This is a genomic window from Gynuella sunshinyii YC6258 (genome assembly GCF_000940805.1).
GTDB classification, from domain to species: domain Bacteria; phylum Pseudomonadota; class Gammaproteobacteria; order Pseudomonadales; family Natronospirillaceae; genus Gynuella; species Gynuella sunshinyii.
This window is the reverse complement of sequence record NZ_CP007142.1, coordinates 5,045,079-5,069,763: the sequence shown is the minus strand read 5'-3', so window position 1 is coordinate 5,069,763 and position 24,685 is coordinate 5,045,079. Positions and strand designations below refer to the sequence as shown.

General features: G+C 48.5%; 24 protein-coding genes. 12 read left to right on the top strand and 12 right to left on the bottom strand.

Features of this window, described 5'->3' with window-relative positions; all coding sequences use genetic code 11:
• Positions 1-2: 2 nt before the first annotated feature.
• Positions 3-569: an elongation factor P gene (locus YC6258_RS21190; RefSeq protein ID WP_044618685.1), complete on the bottom strand. Its 567-nt coding sequence runs from the start codon at positions 567-569 to the stop codon at positions 3-5.
• Positions 570-779: 210 nt separating this feature from the next.
• Between YC6258_RS21190 and rimO the strand changes: the two genes are divergently transcribed.
• Positions 780-2,105 (top strand): 30S ribosomal protein S12 methylthiotransferase RimO, encoded by a 1,326-nt coding sequence (rimO, locus tag YC6258_RS21185; RefSeq protein ID WP_044618684.1) that lies wholly within the window; start codon positions 780-782, stop codon positions 2,103-2,105.
• 27 nt (positions 2,106-2,132) lie between these two features.
• Here rimO and YC6258_RS21180 read toward each other — a convergent pair whose 3' ends face one another.
• Positions 2,133-3,602, bottom strand: a complete 1,470-nt coding sequence (locus tag YC6258_RS21180; RefSeq protein WP_044618683.1) for a leucyl aminopeptidase — start codon at positions 3,600-3,602, stop codon at positions 2,133-2,135.
• A gap of 391 nt (positions 3,603-3,993) precedes the next feature.
• On the opposite strand from YC6258_RS21180, the gene lptF reads away from it, so the two are divergent.
• Entirely contained in the window at positions 3,994-5,058 is a 1,065-nt protein-coding gene (gene lptF / locus YC6258_RS21175) for an LPS export ABC transporter permease LptF (RefSeq protein WP_044618682.1), read from the top strand.
• On the top strand, positions 5,055-6,113 hold the full coding sequence (gene lptG / locus YC6258_RS21170) for an LPS export ABC transporter permease LptG (protein WP_044618681.1): 1,059 nt from the start codon (positions 5,055-5,057) through the stop codon (positions 6,111-6,113). The genes lptF and lptG overlap by 4 nt, the downstream gene beginning before the upstream one ends.
• 136 nt (positions 6,114-6,249) lie before the next feature.
• Here the strand turns inward: lptG and YC6258_RS21165 are convergent, their stop codons facing one another.
• Entirely contained in the window at positions 6,250-6,690 is a 441-nt protein-coding gene (locus YC6258_RS21165; RefSeq protein ID WP_044618680.1) for an RDD family protein, read from the bottom strand.
• A gap of 105 nt (positions 6,691-6,795) precedes the next feature.
• Here YC6258_RS21165 and YC6258_RS21160 point away from each other — a divergent pair, with 105 nt between their 5' ends.
• On the top strand, positions 6,796-7,128 hold the full coding sequence (locus tag YC6258_RS21160) for an ArsR/SmtB family transcription factor (RefSeq protein WP_044618679.1): 333 nt from the start codon (positions 6,796-6,798) through the stop codon (positions 7,126-7,128).
• Between the two features lie 165 nt (positions 7,129-7,293).
• Positions 7,294-7,659, top strand: a complete 366-nt coding sequence (locus YC6258_RS21155; protein ID WP_044618678.1) for a hypothetical protein — start codon at positions 7,294-7,296, stop codon at positions 7,657-7,659.
• A gap of 7 nt (positions 7,660-7,666) precedes the next feature.
• Here the strand turns inward: YC6258_RS21155 and YC6258_RS21150 are convergent, their stop codons facing one another.
• From YC6258_RS21150 to YC6258_RS21130, 5 genes are all read right to left on the bottom strand, one after another.
• Positions 7,667-8,041 (bottom strand): diacylglycerol kinase, encoded by a 375-nt coding sequence (locus YC6258_RS21150; RefSeq protein ID WP_044618677.1) that lies wholly within the window; start codon positions 8,039-8,041, stop codon positions 7,667-7,669.
• Positions 8,038-10,401: an ATP-dependent helicase HrpB gene (hrpB, locus tag YC6258_RS21145; RefSeq protein WP_044618676.1), complete on the bottom strand. Its 2,364-nt coding sequence runs from the start codon at positions 10,399-10,401 to the stop codon at positions 8,038-8,040. The genes YC6258_RS21150 and hrpB overlap by 4 nt, the downstream gene beginning before the upstream one ends.
• Positions 10,398-10,796: a hypothetical protein gene (locus YC6258_RS21140; RefSeq protein ID WP_044618675.1), complete on the bottom strand. Its 399-nt coding sequence runs from the start codon at positions 10,794-10,796 to the stop codon at positions 10,398-10,400. The genes hrpB and YC6258_RS21140 overlap by 4 nt, the downstream gene beginning before the upstream one ends.
• 73 nt (positions 10,797-10,869) lie before the next feature.
• Positions 10,870-11,850 (bottom strand): asparaginase, encoded by a 981-nt coding sequence (locus YC6258_RS21135; protein WP_044618674.1) that lies wholly within the window; start codon positions 11,848-11,850, stop codon positions 10,870-10,872.
• Between the two features lie 61 nt (positions 11,851-11,911).
• A complete protein-coding gene (locus YC6258_RS21130) occupies positions 11,912-12,235 on the bottom strand; it encodes a hypothetical protein (protein WP_044618673.1) in 324 nt (107 codons plus the stop codon).
• 83 nt (positions 12,236-12,318) lie between these two features.
• On the opposite strand from YC6258_RS21130, the gene YC6258_RS21125 reads away from it, so the two are divergent.
• Positions 12,319-13,728, top strand: coding sequence for a DNA recombination protein RmuC (locus YC6258_RS21125; RefSeq protein WP_052830461.1), 1,410 nt, complete (start codon positions 12,319-12,321; stop codon positions 13,726-13,728).
• On the opposite strand, the gene YC6258_RS30395 is transcribed toward YC6258_RS21125, so the two are convergent.
• Positions 13,719-13,895 carry a hypothetical protein gene (locus YC6258_RS30395; protein WP_169749005.1) on the bottom strand — a complete coding sequence of 59 codons (177 nt, stop codon included), beginning with the start codon at positions 13,893-13,895 and terminating at the stop codon, positions 13,719-13,721. The two genes, YC6258_RS21125 and YC6258_RS30395, sit on opposite strands and share 10 nt — an antisense overlap.
• Before the next feature lie 114 nt (positions 13,896-14,009).
• On the opposite strand from YC6258_RS30395, the gene YC6258_RS21120 reads away from it, so the two are divergent.
• The 6 genes from YC6258_RS21120 to YC6258_RS21095 all read left to right on the top strand — a co-directional run bounded on the left by YC6258_RS21120 (position 14,010) and on the right by YC6258_RS21095 (position 21,985).
• Positions 14,010-15,266 (top strand): imelysin family protein, encoded by a 1,257-nt coding sequence (locus YC6258_RS21120; protein ID WP_052830460.1) that lies wholly within the window; start codon positions 14,010-14,012, stop codon positions 15,264-15,266.
• 34 nt (positions 15,267-15,300) lie between these two features.
• Positions 15,301-16,719, top strand: coding sequence for a di-heme oxidoreductase family protein (locus YC6258_RS21115; RefSeq protein WP_245626975.1), 1,419 nt, complete (start codon positions 15,301-15,303; stop codon positions 16,717-16,719).
• The gene (locus YC6258_RS21110; protein ID WP_044618672.1) at positions 16,719-17,636 is read left to right on the top strand and encodes a hypothetical protein; all 918 of its coding nucleotides are present in this window, start codon (positions 16,719-16,721) and stop codon (positions 17,634-17,636) included. The genes YC6258_RS21115 and YC6258_RS21110 overlap by 1 nt, the downstream gene beginning before the upstream one ends.
• Positions 17,626-18,696 carry a DUF1513 domain-containing protein gene (locus YC6258_RS21105; protein ID WP_044618671.1) on the top strand — a complete coding sequence of 357 codons (1,071 nt, stop codon included), beginning with the start codon at positions 17,626-17,628 and terminating at the stop codon, positions 18,694-18,696. The genes YC6258_RS21110 and YC6258_RS21105 overlap by 11 nt, the downstream gene beginning before the upstream one ends.
• Positions 18,697-18,847: 151 nt before the next feature.
• Entirely contained in the window at positions 18,848-20,299 is a 1,452-nt protein-coding gene (gene gnd, locus YC6258_RS21100; RefSeq protein ID WP_044618670.1) for a decarboxylating NADP(+)-dependent phosphogluconate dehydrogenase, read from the top strand.
• 411 nt (positions 20,300-20,710) lie between these two features.
• The gene (locus tag YC6258_RS21095) at positions 20,711-21,985 is read left to right on the top strand and encodes an ABC transporter substrate-binding protein (protein WP_052830459.1); all 1,275 of its coding nucleotides are present in this window, start codon (positions 20,711-20,713) and stop codon (positions 21,983-21,985) included.
• Positions 21,986-22,031: 46 nt separating this feature from the next.
• On the opposite strand, the gene YC6258_RS21090 is transcribed toward YC6258_RS21095, so the two are convergent.
• The 3 genes from YC6258_RS21090 to YC6258_RS21080 form a co-directional block, all read right to left on the bottom strand.
• The gene (locus YC6258_RS21090; RefSeq protein WP_044618669.1) at positions 22,032-22,418 is read right to left on the bottom strand and encodes a VOC family protein; all 387 of its coding nucleotides are present in this window, start codon (positions 22,416-22,418) and stop codon (positions 22,032-22,034) included.
• Between the two features lie 71 nt (positions 22,419-22,489).
• Positions 22,490-22,771, bottom strand: coding sequence for an EscU/YscU/HrcU family type III secretion system export apparatus switch protein (locus YC6258_RS21085; RefSeq protein ID WP_044618668.1), 282 nt, complete (start codon positions 22,769-22,771; stop codon positions 22,490-22,492).
• Positions 22,768-24,660, bottom strand: a complete 1,893-nt coding sequence (locus tag YC6258_RS21080; RefSeq protein WP_044618667.1) for a hypothetical protein — start codon at positions 24,658-24,660, stop codon at positions 22,768-22,770. Before YC6258_RS21080 ends, YC6258_RS21085 begins: the two co-directional genes overlap by 4 nt.
• Positions 24,661-24,685: the final 25 nt, after the last annotated feature.

The window sequence follows — 24,685 nt, the reverse complement described above, 5'->3', positions numbered from 1 at the left end:
ACTCAGGCTCTGGAAATGAATTCGTAGGTCTGAGTATTTACTTTGATCATTTCTTCATTTTCGATGTAATCGGGAACGTTGACAGAGATGCCACCTTCGATCTTGGCGGGTTTGGCGCTCTTGGTGGCAGTCGCTCCTTTCATTCTGGGGGCAGTATCAAGGACTTTACGAATGACTGTGTTGGGCAGCTGGATGCCCAGCAACGCATCATTGACAAACATGCCGATAATGCCTTCCATGCCATCCTGTAACCAGGAGACCTGTTCACCCAGTTCATCGTTGTTGAGGACGTACTGACTGTAGTCCTCGACATCCATAAAAGTGAACTGTTCTCCATCACTGAACAGACATTGCAGAGAGCGGGTCATGTAGTCAACATCGCCTACGATGTCATCGCCTTTGAATGTCTCTTCATATTTCTGCTTGGTCAGAATTTCGTTAAATACGAATTTGTACAGAGTTGCCGCTCCACGTGCAGAAGGACTTTTCACTTCCACACTTTTAACGAAATACTGCTTACCATTGATTTCACAAATTTTTCCGGGTTTCAATTCGGCAGCACGCGCCATAAAAGTATTCCTAACTGGTCAAAAAGTTGCGGGATTATATGTTGCATTGAGTCTGGAGAATACGTGCTCATATGGAAATCTGAGGGGTTATAAGAAGATTTTTTTGCTTTGGAGCCAGACTGATTGAAATTAACGGTGATCCAGTTTCTATCGTCGTGCCATGCGGGTAGAATTGCGCCCCTTTTTTAATGCGCTTGCCAGGGTAACATCATGTCTCAGACCAACAACAGTTCCGGAAAAGTCGGTTTTGTCAGTCTCGGCTGTCCTAAGAATACCGTCGATTCCGAGCGTATTCTGACCAAACTCAGAGCCGAGGGCTATGATATTGTACCGAGCTATCATGATGCCGATGTAGTGGTGGTCAATACCTGCGGTTTTATCGATAGTGCCGTGCAGGAGAGTCTTGATGCCATTGGCGAGGCACTAAAAGAGAATGGCAAAGTGTTGGTGACCGGATGTCTGGGTGCCAAAGAGGATCAGATTCGTCAAGTTCATCCTAATGTGATGGCGGTTACTGGTCCTCATGCGTATGAGACGGTCGTCAATCAGGTACATGAGGTTATTCCTCCTCAGCACGATCCGTTTACCAGCCTCGTTCCGCCCCAAGGAATCAAACTGACGCCACGCCACTATGCGTACCTGAAAATATCCGAAGGCTGTAACCATCGTTGTACCTTTTGCATTATTCCCTCAATGCGTGGTGATCTGGACAGCCGGCCGGTGGGGTCGGTACTGGATGAAGCCAAACGTCTTGTCGATAACGGGGTAAAAGAACTGCTCGTAATCTCCCAGGATACCAGTGCCTATGGTGTGGATATCAAATATCGCACCGGATTCTGGGATGGCATGCCGGTCAAATCAAGACTGCAGGAGCTGTGTGAGCAGCTTGGTCGAATGGGTGTTTGGGTGCGGTTGCATTATGTCTACCCCTATCCAAGTGTTGATCATCTGATTCCATTAATGGCAGAAGGCAAAATTCTTCCGTATCTGGATATTCCGTTTCAGCATGCCAGTGAGAAAATCCTCAAGCTGATGAAGCGGCCGGCGGCCTCTGAAAAAGTACTGCAACGAATTCAACAATGGCGTGAGATCTGTCCGGATCTGACGATTCGCAGCACTTTTATCGTGGGTTTTCCCGGTGAGACCGAAGAGGATTTCCAGGAGCTGTTGGATTTTCTCGAACAGGCTCAGCTGGATCGAGTGGGCTGTTTTAAATATTCGCCGGTGGATGGTGCAGCTGCCAATGAGTTGCCTGATCAAGTGGATGAAGCCGTGAAAGAGGAGCGGTTTGAACGTTTCATGGCTCTGCAGCAGCAGATCAGTGCGGCACGACTACAGCAGAAAATCGGTAAGACCATGCAGGTCATCATTGATGAAGTGGTCGAGGAGGGAGCTGTTGGGCGCAGTCAGTACGATGCCCCGGAAATTGATGGGCAGGTGTTTCTCGATGGTCAGACCCAGTTGCAGGTAGGGGATATTGTGACGGTCAAAATCGAGGATGCAGACGAATACGATATGTGGGGGCAGCCGGTTTAACGGCTGCCTGGATATGGATTTCTAGGCTTAGCAGCGATCCAGCAGATATTGGGTCAGCATGGCCACTGGCCGTCCGGATGCGCCTTCTTTACGGTTATTCCAGGCGGTACCGGCAATATCGAGATGAGCCCATCTGAACTTTTCGGCGAATGCTGACAGGAACGCTGCGGCAACATTCGAACCACCGGCTCTTCCAGCAGTACCGATATTGGCGAGATCAGCATACGGCGATTTCAGTTCTTCCTTGTATTCGTCCCATATCGGCATCGGCCAGCCACGGTCCCAGACTTCCTGACCAGCTGCCACCAGCTCTTGCTGCAGGGTTTCGTCATTGGCAAACACACCTGTCGGATGATGCCCCAGAGCAACCACAATCGCTCCGGTCAGGGTGGCGATATCGATGACGGTTTCTGGTTCGAAACGTTCTGCATACGTCAGCGCATCACACAATACCAGTCGGCCTTCAGCATCCGTGTTCAGAATTTCTACCGTTTTGCCTGATAACGAAGTGACGACATCGCCAGGTTTGGTGGCCACTGCCGAGGGCATGTTTTCAACCGCGGCGATAATGCCGACAACATTGATCGAGGGTTTCAGTTCGGCCAGAGTGTTCATTGTGCCCAGAACGGATGCTGCTCCACACATATCGAATTTCATTTCGTCCATGCCCGGGCCGGGTTTCAGGCTGATTCCACCGGTATCGAATGTCACTCCCTTACCAACCAGTACATAGGGCTTCTGGTTTTCTTCGGCACCTTTGTATTGAATGATAATGAGCTTGCCCGGCTGGTCACTGCCTCTTGAAACAGACATGAAACATCCGGCTCCCATGCTATCAAGTTCCATTTCATCGATGACTTGTGCTTCGATATCTGAATAAGCTCCGGCAAGTGCCAGGGCCTGTTCTGCAAGATACGTTGGGGTACAGATATTGCCAGGAAGATTGCCCAGTTCACGAGCCACGTTAATGCCATGGGCAATGCTGCGGCCAGTATCTATGGCCAGTTCCAGACTGGTCTCCTGAGAATGAAGGGTTAATTGTTCAAGGCTGGGTTCACCGCTTTTTTCTGACAGCGTAGCATCATATTTGTAAAAGGAGGATAAGCAGACTTCCGTGAATTTCTGCGCTTTCCAATGAATGCTGCGATGTTGGATAGACAGGTTATCAAGTGCCACCGTGGCATCGTTCAACTTAGCCTTGACCATGGTTTCGGCAATAGCTTTTATGGCTTTGATAAATGCATTTTCGTTGAAGTCACCAGCTTTGCCACAACCCACAGCATACACAATTTTAACTGCCAGACCGTCTGCATTGAACACTGGAGTAACCGTGCCTGGTTCGGTGGACAACAATCCTTCGCCTGTAAGACCGGCGATGGATTTACTCTGTTCTGCCAGTAAGTCTATCGTTTTGTTGTTACCATTTTCGAAATTAAAAACAAACAATGCCTGACTCTGAACTTGGGTGAGTGAGACATTTGATGCGGATACTTTCATAGACTGTCCTGTAAGGCTTAGCATTAGGAAATATGTCGCCATGATACACGAAAACCAGAGCCGACAGAGAGCCGCTCTACTGAAGTAATGGTAGCAGTGGAAATCCAGCGGATAGAGGCTGCGCTTTAGCTTGTTCTCACAGGGGAGCCGGTGATAAAGGATAAAACGTGGCCATGAAAACTGTTTGTGTGTCAGGCTTTGGGTGGATGATGGTGTCAGTCCGGAAAATTCCAACCGGACCTTGTGAATAAAGGTTGAGTTTTGCGTGATCATTGCAATCGTGTGGTAAATACGATTTGATTGACAGTTCTGTAAAATCATCTAAACAGCAGACATTTGAACAATTATCGGTACAGCAGGTTTTCTGACCTGTCATTTAGGTAAACACAGTTTGATCATCGTTCGTTATTTATCCCGGCAGATATTCTTTCCAACCTTCGCGATTACCGGTGTTATTGTGGTAATGACCATGAGTAACTGGCTGCGCCGCTGGCTGGAGGATGCAGTATCCGGACAAGGTGCGTCGGGTGAGTTGTTCGTTATTATTCTCTATTATGTGCCGTTATTTCTTCAGGAGGCTTTGCCAGCCGGCTTTTTGCTCGGAATCCTGATTGCTTACGGGCGCATGTACTCAGAATATGAAATGACAGCACTGTTCGCCTGCGGTTTTCAGTATCGGCAACTGGTCAAGGTTACGCTGGTACCGGCAGGTTTGCTGGCAGTATTCCTATGGGTCAATAACCTTTGGTTGTCACCCTGGGCTCAGCAGCATGCGGCTCAAGCATGGGCAGAACAGGACAGTCTGACACCATTTGACCTGATTAATGTCGGTCGCTTTATGAAAGTCGGCAATAATGGCCAGGTGATGTACGTTGGCGAGAAGTCTGGAGATGGGCAGCAACTCAGTAACATCTTCCTGGTCAACAGTCCGGAAGAGATCTATTACGCTCAGGGTGGCGAAATTCGGGTGGATCGTAACTCTGGATCCCGTTATCTGGTATTGACTCAGGGTGTGCAGCAGCAGGGTATTCCGTTTCAGAGTGAATTTAATCTGACCGACTTTCGCGAATACGGCGTGAAAATCGCTGAACAGCAAAAGCGTCCAAGAACACGTAATCGCAATATCAGTACAGTTGAGCTGTTGAAATCAGACAATATAAAACACAAGGCAGAGCTGATGTGGCGGATATTGACGCCGCTAAATATTCTGGTGGCCGTATTTATTGCTGTGCCTCTCAGTAAAATCAATCCCCGGCAAGGACGCTTTTTGAAAGTGTTTCCTGCCGTGTTGCTATACGCCGTATTTAATTTTCTTCTGAACGATTGGGATAAGAATGTTTCCAAAGGTCGTATTCCGCTGGAGTATGGGATCCATATTTTGCAGTTTGGTACGGTGGCTTTGTGTTTGTTTTTTACCGCTCTGCCTTCATGGCTTCGTAAAAGGAAGCATGGATGATCCTTAATCTTTATTTATGGAAGCGTATTTTTACTCACATTCTGACTGTTTTGCTGGTATTCGGCATTATTGAATACATGATGACGGGGTTGAGCGAGTTCAGCTATGGTCTTGAAGGGGATTATCAGGTGGTTCAGGCCTTATGGTTTGTGCTGGTTACATCACCGAGTCGATTATATGAGCTATTTCCTCTGATTGTATTGGTTGGTTGCTTGACCGGCCTTGGTTCTCTGGCCAACTCAAGTGAACTCACAGTGATCCGGGCAGCGGGTTTTTCTATCCCTGCCATTACCATCAGGGTGTTGCAGCCGGTGCTGGTAATCATGATTGTGGTGGGATTATTGGGAGAAACCCTTATTCCAATGGCCGAAAGTTATGGTCAGGCCTATCGCAGTACCCGAAGCCATGAAGATACTTCTTCCGGTCGTTATGGTTTTTGGCACAAGGACGGCAGTGAGTTTATCTATTTTGGAGCCTTGACACCTGAAGGAAATGTTGAGGGTTTGCGTCGTTATATTGTGAATAGCAATGGGCAGCCGACAGGGATGATTTCTGCCAAAAACGGAAAATTTGAGCACAATCAGTGGCAATTGTTTAACGTAGAACAGGATGATTTCCGCGATCGTTTTATTGAACAGCATCAGTATGATGTGATGACCTGGAACACTGATGTTACCCCTGAGTTACTGAGTACGCTGATTGTTGAGCCGGGCAAGTTGAGCATATTGGGTTTGTGGAAGTACGTTTCCTATCTAAATGCTCAGGGAATAGATGCCAGTAAATATGAACTGGCGTTCTGGGAAAAAGCTTTGCGACCTGTCATGACTGCGGCATTGGTACTGGTGGCAATCAGTTTCATCTTTGGCCCTTTGCGTGAAGTGGCAATGGGAACACGAATATTTGCGGGTGTGCTGGTTGGCCTGCTGATTAAAATGAGCGAAAACATCCTGCCTTCGTTTGCCATGATTTACGATATCGATCCGATCATCATAGATTCGCTGCCTATCATACTTTGTGGCGGTGTGGGGTTGTGGTTACTTCGCCGGGTCGGTTAGTGAGTTATTGACAGGGTGAATAAGCGTTAAAAACTATCTCAAGAAGATCATTTATGATCTTTAAACTGCGCTCTCTCGGTGGTTTTTATGCTTTTTCATCGCACAAAAAACCATCGCCTGCCAGTAGGTCATCTGCTTATTTGGTTTGCAGGCTTACAATATGACTACCACTGATGAGGTCATGCAGCATTCGGTGTCGTGGGCCAATTAGCAGCATCAGGTAACCGATCAGTGCGATCGAAAATGATAACTGTCCTCCAACAAAACGAATAAAGAGTTTGGGTAGGGTCATGGGCTTATGGGTATCACTGACCAATCTCAGTTTCCAGGACTTCATTCCAATTGTCTGTCCTCCCCGCAACCAGGAAAAAGCATAATAACCAAATACCACCAGATAGAGGATGATACGGAACAGCCAGTTGCCAGCCGGGACAGAATCTTCATGCGTTAGTCCATGATAAATAGGGATTATGATAAATCCGGTAATCATGAGGATGCCGCAAACCACAATCAGATCATAGAAAATGGCGGCAAGTATTTTAAACAAAGATGGCTTAGGTAATGATTGTGATGACATAGACAAAGGACTTAGGCAAAATGCAACTGCTTTTTATTTTCGATTAAACTAGTTTACGATAATTAACCACGAATGAAACCTTCTACAGGAGTTTTAGTATTGGATATGGCTTCTCAATCGATTGATGAACTGAGTAGTAAAGCAGGCCAGGTTGCTGCATTGCTGAAGGCACTCAGTCATGATTGTCGGCTTATTATTATGTGTAATCTGCTGGATGGAGAGATGTCTGTATCGCAAATCAATGAGAAAGTCCCATTGAGTCAGTCTGCGTTATCACAACATCTAGCCAAACTGCGTCATGATCAGCTTGTGGCGGTACGCAAAGAAGCTCAAACCGTTTATTATCGTATTAATGACCCCAAAATTGGTCGACTGATGGCATTGTTATACGAAATGTATTGTCGTCCTGAAGATGGAGATATCCAGGGAATCTGTTAGTCAGATGAGAATAGGTTCTCAGTTCTGCAAAAAAACAACAGCATGGAGCGCTTCGAGCATGAAAAAATGGCTGTTTTATGACTGTTTGTTTTTTGAACAGCTATACTAATTGTCACAGACCCTTGTTTTTAACAGCATGTAGTTGACTAATTGGATATCAGTGTTATGGCTTTTGCGGAAAATTTATTTGAATTTAACCTGGAACAGCCTGACATTCCCTTTCTCCCCCCCAAAAGACGCCTCTCCCGAAACAGCTGGGAGCGGTGTTGGTGGCTTAAAGTCAAAACCCCGATATCTTCCCCGGAACTGCTGACTGAGTTTGCTGAGCAATGGCAAATTGATAATTTGTTTATCAAAAGTCATCAGCGATGTTGCAGTCGTTTGTGTCTGGTCGTGACGACGATCAATATGGATGATGAAGAGTCTTTTGGATACACCATGAAAATTATCTCGGCTTTTGAGCAACAGGTGGCTGCGCTGGAGAAGATCGAGGATCGTCCTGCTGACTACTGGCCTTACAAACACTTTTGAGTGGTCCCTAACCTGAAAAGCGGTCAAATACTACTGCAATCCAGATAATTGCTGTAAGGATCAGCGCCAGAAATACCGCCGCAGATCCCATGTCCTTGGCACGACCTGACAACTCATGACGTTCTTCACCAATTCGATCCACCACAGCTTCGATGGCAGAATTGATCAGCTCAACGATCACCACCACCAAGCCACTTCCCAATAGTAAAGCAAACTGCAGATAACTGCTGGCCAGCCAGATTGCCAGAGGCAGAATACAAAGCAGTCCAAGTACTTCAAGGCGGAAAGCTTCTTCATTTTTCCATGCAGCGATCAATCCCTTAAACGTAAAACGGGTTGCATTGATCAATCTGCTGAACCCTTTGGTTCCATTCTTGGTCACAGTTCACTCCTGGCGGCATGGCGTTTGGTATATGCAGTCGGTTTGGCGTTGACAGGATCTTCCGGCCAGGGATGTTTTGGATAGCGGCCACGCATCTCTTTGCGGATGTCCTGATAGTTGTGATGCCAGAAGTGTTCCAGATCTGCGGTGATCTGTAATGGTCTGCCGGCGGGAGACAACAGCTCAAAGACAACCGGAATACGGCCTCCGGCGATGGTTGGATTCTTGAGCAACCCGAAAGTCTCCTGCAGTTTGATAGCAATGGATACCCGACCCTGTTCACCATAGACAAGTGGTCTTGGCCGGTCATTTATAACAATCGACACGGGCAGCATGTTATCCAAGGCCTGTCGTTGTTCCCAGCTCAGCATCATATCCAAGGCTCGACTAATTTCAATGTCATTTAAGCAGTTGACTTCGGTGCATATGGGAAGCAGATACTGTTGTCGATGCTCGCACAAAAAATCAAGCGGCGAGCGGCTTTTCCCTGGCCACTGTTCGTCATGGGTGAGTTCTGACATCCAGGACATTCGTTTCAGCAGGATTTTTTCCGCGTCCGTCAGGGGAACATCGCTGAGGCCATGATGGTGGAAATAATCATCCCAGAATTGAAGGCGTTGCTCTACGTTCACAGGGATATTGCGCTGCTTCAGCCGGATGCGACCGAATAGCTCGACCTCTTTGGCCTGAAGACGGTTGTTTTCCAATGTCAGGTTATTTTGTTTTATCAACATATTTGGGAATGCTTGAGGCTGGAAATCCTTCAGGTCTATCCAGCTGATAATTCTCTGGTCGTTGAATTTGAGCGCCAGTAGCCAGGGTGCATAGCTGTCCGGTTTCGTTATTGTCAGTTGTTGGCCATTAGCGAGTTTTATTTTGTTGTCGCTCAGTCGATGGCCAATGTGGTCGGGAAAAGCCTGGCACAGAGCGGCTTTCCAATCCGGATAGTGACCCATGGTGACGAGTTTCGATAACCTTTGCTGTAACTGTCGTTCGCTCGTGGTCAACGTCTGCTTCAACCAGGAGTCATCGACCATGCCCTGAGGCACGGGACGCTCCTGCAGTAACACTGCCAGTCTGACGGTCAGGTCTCCCGGTTGTTCGCAAATCATGTGTGCCAGTCGCGGATGGCAGGGCATAGACAGTAGTTTCTGGCCGTGATCGGTAATGTGTAGTCCCGATTCGAAATGCACAGCAGCAATGGATTTCAGCATGCTCTGTGTTTCTGTGACATTGGCCGGGTTTGGTTTGGTCAGCCAGTTCAGTTCATCGACCTGCATGCCCCAGGCGGCAATCTCAAGTAGCATCCGGCTGTAATCCGCCTGCTCAATTTCAACGGCGGGAAAGGGGGCAAGACCATTTTGCTGATCTTCGCTCCACAGCCTTATGCATATGCCCGGTGCCGTTCGTCCTGCCCGGCCGGCCCGCTGGTCTGCATTGGCTTTGCTGATTTTACGGGTCATCAGATGGGTCATGCCGGTGTCCCGGTCATAACGGGGGAATCGTGCCAGACCGGAATCGATGACGACTCTGATATCCGGTAAGGTAATGCTCGATTCAGCAACCGGACTGGCCAGAATCAGTTTGCGCTGTTGGGTGAGCTCCAGTGCCTGCTTCTGTTCCTGTATTGAACAGCTGCCGTGCAGAATATCAATTTGAAGGTCGTCAGGCAGTTGTGGTTGCAGAAAATCACGACAACTCAGAATTTCTTTCATGCCGGGCAGAAATACCAGTAAATTTCCCGGTACTGTGGCGAGTACGCTGTTGATGGCCTGCAGTATCATCTTGTTCATGTCTGGTGATGCTGCATGCTGATAACGGATCTCTATGGGAAAGGAGCGGCCGTCGGACTTGATCACTGGTGCCCCCAGTTGCTGACTGATTCTGCCCTCATTCAGGGTGGCAGACATCAGCAGAATTTTGAGATCCGGGCGGAACAGTTCATGACAGGAGCGTACCAATGCCAGACCAAGATCGGCATCCAGGTTACGTTCATGAAATTCATCAAAAATAACCCATTGATAGCCAGCTAACTCTGGATCGGATTGCAATAGCCGGACAAATACGCCTTCGGTGACTACCTCAATCTCAGTGTGTCTGGTGATGTGGGTATCGAAACGCATGCGATAGCCCACCGTACCTTCAGGTCTATCATCAAGATTACGGGAGAGCTGTCTCACAGCGTTCAATACCGCAATCCGGCGTGGCTGAATCAGTAGTACCTTGCCACCTAGGCGGTTCAGCCAGATCGGTACCCAGCTGGTTTTGCCTGAGCCGGGAGGGGCCTGTAATAAGGTGATCGGGTGATTGCTCAGAGTGCTTTGCAGAGGTTCCTGAATATCAAATACCGGTAGCGTCACAACACGCTGCCATAAGGGAGAAAGCGGTTTTTGGTATGTGCTTTGATCCAACGGGTCAGCTCTTTATCTGGAAACTGTCCCCGCTGCTTAAGGATTCGACAGAGCCAGATGACTGGAGATTTTTCCTGTGCCTCCCAGCCAGGTAGTTGTGCTTCCGCAAGAGTAAAAAAACGAATTAGCCGGCGAATTTCGGTATCGTCGAAATTATCTGCGACCGCCTGCCAGGCTGCCAGATCAAGGTTCATCAGGTACTGATTGTCAGCCAGGGTTGGAGCATCAAGATGTTCAGCGAGACTGGCCGTTTGTTCATCCGTCAGATTCAGAAATTTCGCCAGTACTGCGGCGTCGGGGGTTCTTGGGGTTTGGGGTTCTGGTTCCCAGGTACCGGTGCTCATGGGGTTTGCTCTCTATGTCTGCAATAAGACAAACCATTATGCGGGCACCGGCGCCAACTGCAAGCCAGTCCGGCTAGTTTGGATATTCCATGGCCCACGGGGTCTCAAACTGTTGTTTGATTGTTTCCAGTTCTTTGAAGTTGGAAAACAATACCGTCAGTTTGGTGATGATGGCTTCCAGGGTCATGGTTTGAGAGCCAATTGCTCCGCTGTCCAGCAATTGCGCGCCGGCGCCATAGCGGGCCATATTCACCAGAGGGCGAAAACACTGGCTGCTGTTGATGATCAGTTTCTGTTTCTGCTGTGCCTGTTTCAAAAGGTCATAAAAATCAGGGTTGTCAGGACCATTGCCGCTACCGTAGCTGCGTAATACGATGGCTTTGCTGTCACTTGCGACCATGTTTTCAAGAGTCGACAGCGATGCTCCAGGGTAAAAATGCAGAATATCGATATGTGTTGTCTGAGCCTGAAATAATGAGATATCACCGCTTCCAGTCTTGTTGTAGTGGATACGTAAGTCCAAAGGACCACTGACTGGCGCGGCGAAGGCATCATGGTCCATCGAGTCCATTTTGGTAATGTGACTGCCGGGAAACAGATGCCCTGCAAAATAAACACAAACCTGCTGGTTAGCTGGAAACATCAATGCATCAAAGGCACCGAGAATATTGCCCGGACCATCCGATCCGGGATCGACAATAGAATACATTGCACCGGTCATGACTACCGGCTTGTCGAGATTGCGCAACATGAAGCTGAGTGCCGATGAGGTATATGCCATCGTATCCGTACCATGGATAATCATAAAGCCATCATAGTCGTCATAATGAGCAACAATCTGATCAGCAATGTCATTCCACGTTTGCGGCTGCATTTGAGAAGAATCAAGCACTGGCTTGAATTCAATAAAGTCGAAATCGGGTAGTTTATGGGAGCGGCAAAAATCCTGGCTGCGCAAATATTTTTCAAAAAAACCGGTGACCGGGACAAGACCTTTGACTGATGGCTTCATGCCGATGGTTCCGCCCGTATACAGCACTAATGTTTTTTTCATGGCTATGCCTGCCAGGTCAGAATTGATACCGATAAGTGGTATCAGGATTTTTTGACGAGTGCTAGTCGAAGATGGTTATCGCGCTGTGCAGTGCCGGGCTCAATACTTTGTGAGTATTGGTTCGTCGACAGACTTCGCTCAGGTTTTCCACCAGGTATCGCATTTGTGGTAACGCGTGACGTATTGTCTCGGTCACCGGTTCGTAGCGGTAGTGGCCATCCTGAATGCTGACTTTGTGCAACTCTATGGCTTCCTGGGTCAGCAACCAGATGACGTTGTGTATGGTATCCTTGTGATCAATACTGTTGGCTTCCCAATAGGCGCGGTCCAGCAATGGCAGCAGATCGTCTATTTCCTGGGTAGCCTGTAATATAGTGATGCTCATATTTTTCCTCCTATATAAATTTAATTTAGCAGAGCGAAAAAAAATCGCAGGTTTTTTTAATTGATTTTGTTAGGGATACATACGTGATTATTGAACAACTGGTAGTGTGGCAGACCGTGGCTGGAATTGCTGTATTGTTGGTGTTACTGCTGCTGGGGTGGATCTTCATTACTGCTGCAAAACGGCGGGGCCAGCGGGATGAGTTGGAGCATCTGCGTCATCATCAGGCGGTCTCAAATCTTAAGGAACAACAGCAATCCGCTCAGTTAGTCGGTCAGGATCGTGAGATCGCGAGTTTGCGCGACAAGCTGGATCTGAGTGATAACCGGGTACGTCAGTTGCAGCAGCAACTGGCTGTTATTGAAACTCGCCGCAGCGAGGAAAGTCGACGGTATCGGGAGCAGATGGAGCTGGTGCAGCGTGAAGAAGAGCGGTTGACGCAATCGTTTCAGAACCTGGCCAACAAGATATTCGAAGAAAAACGACAAGCCTTCAAGCAGGACAACAAGGACTCGCTTGAAGCGTTGCTGAGTCCTTTGCGAAGCCAGATGCAGGATTTCCGCCAGCGGGTGGAGGATGTTTATGAAAAAGATACCGATGACCGGAGAATGTTGCGACTTGAGCTGGGAAGTTTAAAAGATCTGAATCTGAAAATGTCCCAGGAGGCACAAGCGCTTACCCGTGCTTTGAAAGGAGATAATAAAATCCAGGGTAACTGGGGTGAGATGGTACTCGAAAAAATCCTTCAGGAGAGTGGATTACGCAAAGGTCATGAATATGATGTCCAGGTTGTGCTGAAGGATGAAGCCGGCAAGCGTCAAATACCTGATGTCATTGTTCATCTGCCTGAAAATAAAGACATTATTATCGATTCGAAAGTCTCTTTGCTGGATTATGAGCGAACCTGCAATGCAGAGACCGATGAGTTGCGTGTTAAACATTTGCGCGCTCATGTGGACTCCGTCAAGCGTCATATTCAGCTGTTGTCAGCGAAAAACTATGAACGTCTTGAAGGTGTGCGCAGTCTGGATTTTGTCTTGTTGTTTATTCCGGTTGAAGCGGCATTTATGCTGGCAGTGGAAACTGATTCCGGTATTTTCACATCCGCTTTTGAAAAAAACATAATTCTGGTTAGTCCGACAACCTTACTGGCCACTTTGCGTACTGTGCAGAGCATCTGGCGCTATGAAAACCAAAACACCAATGCTGAACGTATCGCCCAGGATGCGGGCCGTTTGTACGATCAATTTGTCATGGTGCTGGAGTCGGTAAACGAGATTGGCCGGCATTTGAACAAAGCATCGGAGTCCTACGAGCAAACTGTCAAACGACTTGAGAGTGGTCGTGGCAACCTGTTGGGACGAGTGGAGAAGCTCAAGGCCATGGGGGCCACAGCCAAAAAAAACTTGCCGGAAAATTTTGCCCGTGAGGCTGATGACGCTCAGGAGCTGCTGGATTCAAGCGTGGTTAGCGCCGACAGATTTCAAAAATAAAAATGTAATAACTCTATGCTGATGGCCATGACGACTGCAGTTGGCAGACCCCATTGAAAAAGCCGTCCTGCTTTCAGTCCGAAATATTTATTTTCCCGATCTGATCCCAGAATGATCAGTAGCCATACAAACATCACCATGATGGAAAACAGTGCTGTCAGAAACATGATGAAATCTCCGTTTGTAAATGCAAATCCAAATAATTATTGATTGCATGTTATGGGTATTTTGTTAGCATTTCAAATGATAATAATTATCAATTAAGTAAACGGGGAGTAAGAATGAAGTATCGTGTCAAGCTGGCTGTCGGAATGATGACAGCTTTATGTGCAGGAGCGGCTTCTGCTGTTAGCCTGGAAAGTAAAATCGTCAAGAATTATGCGGATATCGCTTATGCCACATATGCTGATGCGCTGGCTACTGCCCAAGATCTGCAGGCTGCGGTTGATGCCCTGGTGAAAGAGCCTAGTGCTGAGACTATGGCTGCTGCCAAAGCTGCGTGGAAAGTTTCCCGCATTCCTTATCAACAATCTGAAGTATTTCGTTTCGGTAACCCTGTTGTGGATGACTGGGAAGGGGGGCTGAATGCCTGGCCGTTGGATGAAGGATTGATCGATTATGTCGATCAGGGTACCTACATTTATGAACTCGGTAATCCGGGTGCCACTCTGAATATTGTTGCCACGCCTAAACTGGAAATGGGTGGTCAAACCATTGATATGACGGAGTTGACGCCGGAACTGTTATCCAGTCTGAATGAGTTCGCCGGATCTGAAGCCAACGTGGCGACCGGTTACCACGCTATTGAATTTTTGTTGTGGGGTCAGGATCTTCATGGCTCAGAAGCCGGTGCAGGTGATCGTCCCTTCACTGACTATGTAACGGGCACTGGTTGTACGCATGGCAACTGTGATCGTCGGGGTCAATATCTGCAAGCGGCCACTCAATTGCTGGTCAATGATCTGGAGTGGATGACCCGTCAATGGCAGGCGGATGTCGCTGATAATTATCGGGCTGAACTGCTAGCCGAGCCTGAACAGCAGGTCATTCGTAAGATGTTATTTGGTATGGGCAGTCTGGCCTTGGGTGAATTGGCCGGGGAGCGTATGAAAGTCGCTTTGGAGGCAAATTCCACGGAAGATGAACATGACTGCTTCAGCGACAATACCCATAATTCTCATTTCTACGATGCGCAGGGTATTCGTAATATTTACTATGGCACCTATATCGCAACGGATGGCAAGAAAACCAAGGGTGCCAGTTTACGAAAACTACTGCGGAAAACCGATAAAGCTCTTTCCAAACAGTTGGATGCGGATTTCAAGGCAACCACTGACGCATTGACTGTAATGGTCAAATCGGCTGAACAGGACCACGTTGCGTTTGATCAGATGATCGCACCGGAAAATGAAGCTGGTCATGAAATTATTCGACAAGCTATTGCAGCCCTTGTCACCGAGACACAGGGAATCGAAAATGCTGCGAATGCTCTGGGTATTACCAATCTGAATCCAGATACCGCGGATCATGAATTCTGAACTTAACCGAATAGAGGAGTCGTGGCGTTGAGCCATGTTGAAAAAGGCTGGTGTTAAACCGGCCTTTTTCGTTGTTGTTATGAAAGAAAAAATATTCCCGACCGTTGTATGTCTTCTTAGCCTTTATGGAGTTGCTAACGCTGCTCCGAGTGGTGGAGCAACCACCGTCAGTGCATCTGGCCGACAGGCCTTTTCTCTCCCGGCAGCCAACCTGACACCTTTGCAACGCCTTGATTTTAGTGTTGGTAACAGCTTTTTCCGCAATCCCTGGGTGATCGCGCCATCCTCAACGACAGCACGTGATGGCCTTGGGCCACTGTTCAATACCAACGGTTGTCAAAACTGTCACATTAAAGACGGTCGAGGTCATCCGCGTGAAGCCGGTGAGGCAAATGCAGTATCTATGTTGGTACGGCTGAGTGTCACCGGTACGGCAGACCCGGAGCGACTTAAACGTGAAGGGGTTATTCCTCACCCCGTCTATGGTGGGCAGTTGCAGGATATGGCTATTCCCGGTATTCCGGCAGAAGCGGAGATCTTTATCGATTATCAGGATAAAGCGGTTCGGTTTGCTGACGGCGGAATTCTGCTGTTGCGCAAACCACATCTGCGACTGGAAAACTTTGGTTATGGTGTTCCGGGCTCCAATCTGCTGACCTCTGTTCGTATTGCTCCGCAAATGATCGGTCTGGGACTCCTCGAAGCAATACCCGAAGCTGATATTTTGGCCGAACAGCAACGACAGGCAAAGCAGGGTCTGGTATCTGGCAGAGCCAATCAGGTCTGGGATATCGCCCGCCAACAGACTGTCATCGGGCGGTTTGGCTGGAAAGCCGGTCAGCCTACCTTAATGCAGCAGAATTCGGCGGCGTTTTCCGGTGATATGGGACTGACCAGTCATCTGTTTCACCAGACTGATTGCACTCCCGCTCAGCAGGCGTGTCTGGCTGCTCCCGATGGAGGTGATCAGGAAGTCAGTGATAATATCCTCTCCAAAGTGGAGTTTTACACCGCCCATCTTGGGGTTCCGGCACGCAGGAACACCAGCGACCCTGTTGTACAGCAGGGCGAAAAGTTGTTTGCCGAAATGGGATGTGCGTGGTGTCATAAACCGCAACAACGGACAGCCTCTATTGCGGATGCATCACTGGCCAATCAGGTGTTTTATCCATACAGCGACTTGTTGTTGCATGATATGGGAGAAGATCTGGCTGATCATCGTCCTGAATTTGAAGCGAGCGGTTCAGAATGGCGGACCCCGCCGCTGTGGGGATTGGGGCTGGTTGACGAAGTAGCAGGGGGAAAAGCTTTCTTTCTGCATGATGGTCGTGCCCGAAGCATTGAAGAAGCCATTTTATGGCATGGTGGAGAGGCTCAGACTGCCCAAAACAACTATCTGAAGGCTGATCGTGATAGTCGTCAGTCATTATTGAAATTTTTGGAATCACTCTAATGAAAGTTGCTGCTCTTTTATTTGCTTTGATCACGGTTCCAGCATTTGCTGCGACTCCGTGGGAAACCTATGAAACCCAGAAACTAGCGTTGATCCATCAACAGCTCGAAAAGTTTGAGCATGATGTGACGGCGTTGTGTACCGCTGTTGACGACGACAGTCAGTCTCTTGAAGGGCAAGGAGCGCCTTACCAACAAACTCTGGATTCCTTGCTGGATCTGCATGGCAGCTGGCTTGGTTATCAGTTGTTGGCACCTTATCGGCTGGAGGCTTCGGGGTTAGCTTTTCGGTTCAGCTTCTGGCCCGACCGAAAGGATCTTACCCGGCGTCAGACTCAGGCTTTATTAGCCAGTGATACGATGGACTTCAGCAAGGCACCGGCACCGGCAGTCGCTTTGGGCGGTGCTGAATATGTTTTGTCAGCCGAGCAGACTCCGGCTTCGCAGTCATGTCTTTACTTCTCCGCCTGGATTACAAGCTTTAAAGCGAATTTGCAGCAGGTCGAGTCGATTACCAATACTCCGGATCAAGCCACTCTGGCGTTTCAGTTCAATCAGTACACCTCGTTATTGGGCATGACTGAAAAACGTATTGATGCGGTTGCCGGAAGCAAAACCCAGTTGAATCTCTACGGTATGGAAGGCTGGCGAACAGGTTCTCAGGTGATCATCCTGGGCCATCTGTTCAGTGCTATCCGGGAAATGGAGGGGGTGCTGAAACAACAGACCGATGCTGAGCTTTGGAGTGACTTTGATGCCGTTATGGTGGTGTTGGGCACAGGAGAAGAGCCACAAATGCCGCTCCAATCGTGGGTTATTCAAAAGACCATTGTGGAAAGTCTGGTGAAGCTGCTGGTGACGGAGATGGCCCCTGAGCTGGGAATTACCATAGGGTTCAGTAATTTAGATGGCGATTAATCGTAGAGACTTTATTAAGGTCGCGGCACTGGCCGGGTTGAGCTGGCATACTCTGGCCACTGATATGTCGGGCGATCAGCAGAAAAGGGTTCTGGGAGTGATTAAAACAGCAGATGGACAATGGTCTGCTGTTTGTTTTGATTTGACTGCCGGCAGAGTAATTTACCGGATTCCGCTGCCAGGTCGGGCTCACGGCTCGGCGTCAGTGGCGCACGAGGTTGCTGCATTAGTGGCCCGCAGGCCGGGTGCGTTTGTGATTGTGTTTGAGCCTGACACCGGCAGAGTAATCCATCGCCTCAAGGCACCTCAAGGCCATGTGTTTAATGGTCATGTGGTATTCACTGACCACGCCATGCATGTTTCCGGTGAAAAACTGGGATCCAGTGATGGGGTGTTATTTCATTATGAACGGAAGAGTTGGTCTTTGAGAGATGTGGTTCCTCTGAATGGACTGGGACCACATGAAATCCTTCTTCATAGCCCTGATTATCTGGTTGCGGGTATTGGTGGACTGCGAACGGCTGGCAGAGAGGTGTTGAATCAAAATACCATGCAGCCTTCGTTGTTGTGCGTGCATCCGGTGACAGGTAAAGAACACTGGCGTCTGGCACCGGTGGATCACTTGCTGAGCACGCGGCATCTGACGTTAACAGACAACGGGCATGCTGTCATTGCCATGCAGTATCAGTCTGACATCCCTCAAACTCTCCCATTGCTGGCGATTACGGACCGTCCGGTCGACCAGCAGCCACAACAGCTGTTACCCTTTGAAGCCAGTGATCTCGATTGGATGAATTTCAAAAACTATATTGGCTCGGTTGCGAGCTGCGGACATCAGATTGTTGCCAGCTCTCCGCGTGGACACCGGGTTGGTGTGTGGGATGCTTCCAGTCGGGCGTTTCAATATAGCGATTATATTCAGGATGTTTGTCCTCTGGCCTCGGATGGACAGCGTTGGTGGGCGGGCAGTGGTGTTGGTTTGATCAGGGCGGATGATCAGACAGCGAGTCGGCAGACCGGATTACGTTGGGACAACCATTGGAGTTTTATCCAATTCTGAAAGTTTGTTACAAAAAAATAAGTGCTCAAAGGATATTAAAGGATAGAACATTCACTTTTGGCGTAAAAAAGCGTTACTATTCTGTAATAAAACTACAATTTATTTATCTGTTGATTGCCTGGCGCGATTAAAAAATTGGGGGAAGGTAACTATGAAAGCATTATCGGATATCGGTCTGGTGGGTTTGGCGGTGATGGGCGAAAACCTGGTCCTGAATATGGCAAGCAAGGGCTTTACTGTCACAGCTTATAATCGTTCCGTAGAAAAAGTGGACAGTTTTCTGGCTGGTCGTGCGAAAGGTAAGAATATCCGTGGTGCCCACTCCATTGAAGAGTTGGTCGCTTCTTTGTCCAAGCCCAGAAAAGTCATGCTAATGGTTAAAGCTGGTCAGCCGGTTGACGATTTCATCGAGCAGTTGATTCCTCACCTTGAGCCCGGTGACATCATCATTGATGGTGGCAATACTCATTTTCCGGATACCAATCGTCGGGTGGCTTATCTTGAAAGCAAAGGCCTGTTGTTTGTCGGCAGTGGCGTATCGGGTGGGGAAGAAGGTGCGCTGACCGGTCCTTCAATCATGCCCGGTGGTTCGCCTGCCGCCTGGGAAGCGGTCCGGCCGATTTTTCAGGGTATTGCCGCAAAAGTGGAAGACGGTACACCATGCTGTGACTGGGTGGGTGAGAATGGTGCCGGTCACTTTGTCAAAATGGTCCATAACGGCATTGAATATGGCGATATGCAGCTCATCACTGAAGCCTATCAGATTATGAAAGTGCTGTTGGGCCTGAATGCCGATGAATTACATGACGTTTTTGCCGCCTGGAACAAAACCGAGCTTAACAGCTACCTGATCGAAATCACCCGCGATATTTTTGCCTATAAAGAAGATGGCGAAGCGTTGGTGGAAAAAATACTTGATACGGCCGGACAAAAAGGCACTGGTAAATGGACAGGGGTATCGGCGCTGGAAATGGGCGTCCCGCTGACATTGATTGGAGAGGCTGTGTTTGCCCGTTGCCTGTCAGCTCAGAAAGAAGAGCGGGTTGAAGCGTCGAAAGTGTTATCCGGCCCTGAAGTAGCGTTCGAAGGAGATAAACAGGCGTTTATCGAGGATCTGAGACAGGCACTGTTTGCGGCCAAAATCGTCTCCTATGCCCAGGGTTATGTTCTGATGCGGGAAGCGGCCAAAGAATATGGCTGGAATCTGAACTATGGTGGTATCGCGCTTATGTGGCGTGGTGGCTGCATCATTCGTTCCGTTTTTCTGGGCAACATCAAAGAGGCATTTGATAATAACCCGGCGTTGAGCAACCTGTTGCTGGATCCATATTTTAAAGAAAAAATCACTCAGGCTCAGGCCGGATGGCGCAGAGTGGTGGCGGCGGCTGTTACGAATGGTATATCAGCACCTGCGATGACCTCTGCATTGAGCTATTTCGATGGCTACCGGGCTGAACGTCTTCCGGCAAATCTGCTACAAGCCCAGCGTGATTTCTTTGGGGCTCATACTTATGAGCGTATCGATCGTCCGCGTGGAGAGTTTTTTCATACGAACTGGACTGGTCGTGGCGGAGATACCTCGTCTTCAACTTATAACGTGTAAGTCAAAACAGGAAACCGACCGTCGTGTCGGTTTCCTGTTTGTTGATTTTTTCCCTCCAAAAAACGATTTTTTCAGTCCTCCCTCTCCAATAGCGCTCTTAGTACTCTCCTCAGTTTTTTGGCCAGTTTGATAGCCGTAAAAATGGGTTTCATGGAAACTTTTTTGCTTAAAAAATAAAATATGATGCTTACTAATTGTAAGAGAATAATAAAAGTGTAAATATTGCGATTATGCTTTCATCAAAAAATTTCATAGAGTTCGTAAGTTTGCTGCAGTTTTGCTCAGTCGGAAAAATTTGATGATTTTATCTGGATTTCCAATAAAAGAGCCTCTGAATAGCATGGCAAATCCGGTGCGGTAGCAGTTTTTAGTTGTTCAAGAAATAAACGAGAGAGTACGGAACTTATCAATATGAATTGTCAATTAGCTCATCAGGTTCGAATAATTTTAAAAATAGCGTTCATTTTTGCGGCCTCATCCTTTGTCAGGGCCGGTGAAGTAGAGGTTTTACACTATTGGACATCAGGCGGTGAGGCTGCGGCGATCAATATCCTCAAACAGATGGTTCAGGATTCCGGACACACCTGGAAAGATTTCGTGGTCACCGGGGGGAGTGGTGTGCAGGCGAGATCGGAGCTCAATCATCGGGTGCTGCTCCGTAATCCACCGGCAGCCACCGTTTTGAAAGGTGAATCGATTAAGCGCTGGGCGAGATTTAACTACCTGGCCAATCTTGATGAAATTTCCAAGCGTGAAGACTGGGACGCCAAATTGCCCAAAGTCATCGCCGATGATATGAAGTTTGAAGGGCATTATGTTGCCACGCCTGTGAACGTGCACCGCAGCAACTGGATGTGGGTGAACAAACCGATTCTGGATGCAGTTGGTGCCAAAGTTCCTACTAATTGGGCTGAGTTTGAAGCGGTTGCCAAAAAAATTCAGAAAGCCGGATATCCAGTGATTGCAGCTGGAAATGAGCCCTGGCAGGACGCAACGTTGTTTGAGTCGGTTGCTCTGGCTGTTGGGGGCTCGGAATTTTACCTCGATGCATTCGTAAAGCATGACACCAGTGTTCTGCGTAGTAAAACAATGGATAAAGTATTTGAGCAGATGGATCGTCTTAAGCCATTTCTGGCGCCGAGTACGGGGTCGGAGGCCTGGGACGCAGCTACCAAGCAGGTTATCAATGGAGAAGCTGCTTTTCAGTTCATGGGAGATTGGGCTAAGGGTGAATTCATACTGGCCAACAAACAACCTGGTCGCGACTATATCTGTGCCACTACTCCGGGAACGGAAGGCAGCTTCATATATGTGGTGGATAGTTTTGCCATGTTTAAACTGGAAGGTGAGAGCAAAATTGAAGCTCAGCTCGCACTGGCATCAGACGTTATGAGTGAGCGTTTTCAAATAGCGTTCAATAAAGCCAAGGGCTCCATTCCTGCACGCATCGACCTGTCTCTAAATGGTTTTGATCAGTGTGCCCAGAAAAGCAAGAAAGACTTTATGGACGCCTCTCAAAATGGCATGTTGCTACCCAGTATTGCCCATGGAATGGCAACTACTGAACAGGTGTTGGATCAGTTTTCTCCGAGTGTGGCAAAAAGCTGGAGGAATGGGGTTGAGCCTGATCAGGCCGCGGCTCAACTGTCAAAAGCCATTCGTTATGGTGTGTATTATCTGCAGTGATGCTACCTGAGATCACTCCATCCCGACCCTGGGGTGGAGTGACAGATTATTCTTGCCACCGATTGGCGGTCTCGTCGAAAGTGCTTCCTGGCTCCGCCTGTACCACGCAAAAGCGATGACCGGTCGGTGCTTCCATGATGACCCAGGTTTTAATCCGTTCCACTTCTTTGGCCCCTAATTGTTGCAGGCGTGCTACCTCCGCTTCAATATCATCAGTTTCTATATCCAGGTGAACGCGGCTGGGGTGGGTAACGGTCTGTACCTCAATATATAGCTGGGTTACTGGGGATTGAAGCTTGATATACTTTTTCCCCGCCTCTCCTGGAAATGTTTCTGTTTTCATGCCTAATGCTGCACCCCAGAATTTTGCAGAACCCTCCAGGTCTGGTGTCTGGCAATCAATGATAAAACCTGCCAGTTTGCTTTTATGCATATGTTCTCCCGTTATCTGATTGAGCTTTGATGAGTAACTTTGCAAGCATATCCCAGAAAAACCGTATCACACTAGTCTGCGGTAAATCCTTCCGGTACCCGCCCTCTGAGCCAGTAAGACATGGCGATAATTTCAGCGATTACTTCAAACAACTGATCGGGAATGGCCTGACCAATATCCAGGCTCGTTAACATGGCCAGTAATTCTTTATTTTCCAGCACGGGTACCTCATATTCCCTGGCCAGTCTGAGAATCTCTTCCGCAAGTTCTCCCTGACCGGCAGCCACGACGGTTGGAGTATCTTTGCCATTGTAATGCAGCGCCAGAGCTGATTGTGGGTCAGGTTGATTCATACTTTGAAGTCCACCATTGATTGGCTATGTTGTTGTTTGGATATGTGCTCTCTGACAGGTAACCCCCGTTTGGATTCAACTCGCTCCACATCTATGCCTTTGCTTTGCAGAACTGACTGCAAGACATCCTGGTACTGATTAAACAGGGTTAGCGAAAACGGGTCTTCACTCCAGAATACCAGACCCAACTGCTGGATTTGGTGTTCATTCTTCAATGAAAAAAACAACTCCACACAATGTGGTGGTAGTGGTTTGAACTCCATATGCAGGCGCAGGTGCCATTTGCGCTGTTGTCGGGTGTTGTTTTGTTCTGCCGAATCTTCGGTATTGTCCAAAGGGTGCCATATTTCGGCGAAAGCGTGAGTCATAACACCAGGCAGATTAATGGGAATTTCAAACTGCTGAAAATGCGCCCGGTGGTATTCCGGTTCGAATTGAAACTGCAGGTTGTTCATCTGCTGAGACTGAATTTTCGCCAATGCCGATCGGCTTTCATTCAAAACCGCTTCCAATGCCTGAGTATTGCTCTGAGAGCCGGGTCTTAAGGCACCATGGGCCTGTTTTTTGAGGCTTTCCGGCGTATAAAGGCCGGTACTGCCGAGTATGCGTTGCGCTTCTGTTTTGAGCCGGTTGGCGATGCTGTCCGGTCTTTGCCTTAGTTCCTGGTTGAGGCTGCGTTCAAGTTCCATGAGTAAGAGCGATAACGGCAGGTTTTCAGTTTTTCTGGCAATACGTTCGACCACTTGTGGCATTTCAGATTTTTCCGCCATTTTATGAGTGAAGTCAGGTGTAGCAGAGTTGGCACCGGTTTCTGCCACCGTGCTGGTCTTGGAGGCTTTGGTCAACAGTGCGATAAAGCGTTGGCGGATTGCAGCAGAATTTTCCTGACTCTGAGGTGGTGATGTTGTAGTCGCTGTGGATGACAGGTTCGTTGTGGTCTGCTGCGATGTGGCAGGATCCATTTTTTCCGGTTTTTCAATGTATGGCTGCAGTTGGGTAAACAACGATTGCAGTTTAGTGGGCCAATCCGTCGCAATGGGCGGGGCTGAGCCAGTGGTTGGCGGCACTGCTACTTGGGCTCCGTGTTGTTGAAAAGACGGAACAGCCGACTGAGGTGAGGGGGCAGGATGATCAAGTCCGACCGATAGTATCCTGATGAGTGACTGCCACTGGCTGTTTGATTTTACCGGTTGGCTGAGTTCCTGAATTTGCCTGACAACTTCTGCGGCCCGAGCAAAATTCTGTTGATGATTGTGCTCGCTGTGGGGATTGCCGAGCGGTGAAAGTGTCGTCTGTAGCCGGGAAGGTTCGATGATTGGCAGCGCCGGTTTTTGAATCTGACCGACCCATTGTCTGAGTGTTTCAGCATTGGAGTCGCCGATTTGAGCATGGCGTACCAGCACGGCAATCAATGCATTTTGAATGCGGGTCGGAATCGACTCGAATGCCGTATTCTGCAATTGACTCACAATGCGGGTGCTGAGTCCCTCTATAAACTTTGCTTTTGGCAGACTTTCATTGTTGAACTGTTGAGCTGCAAGTATCAGTTGTTTCAGCCGCAATGGTTCCTGACTCAGGTCCGCGGTTCTGAAACTATGCTGGTCATCGGGTTCCAGTAGCAGTACGGTTCCCTGTTCCAATGCTCGGTGATATTTAACAAATAAAGTACCCTGAGGTGTTTTTAACTCCAGCAGATATTGCTCTCCGTTGCCTTTTTGCAGGTCGACAAACGGTTCACTGCGAATAACGACGGCTTCAATCAGCTTGTTAGTGGGCGGTGGTTGTGGTTGCGCGCGCGCAGGTGCTGGCGGATGTTCCGTCTGGCTGGAGATGGAGCCTGTCTGACTGCTGGGCGACAAGCGAATGGGTTCTTTACTGATATTGGCCATGAAATTCAGATCGATGCATCCAATC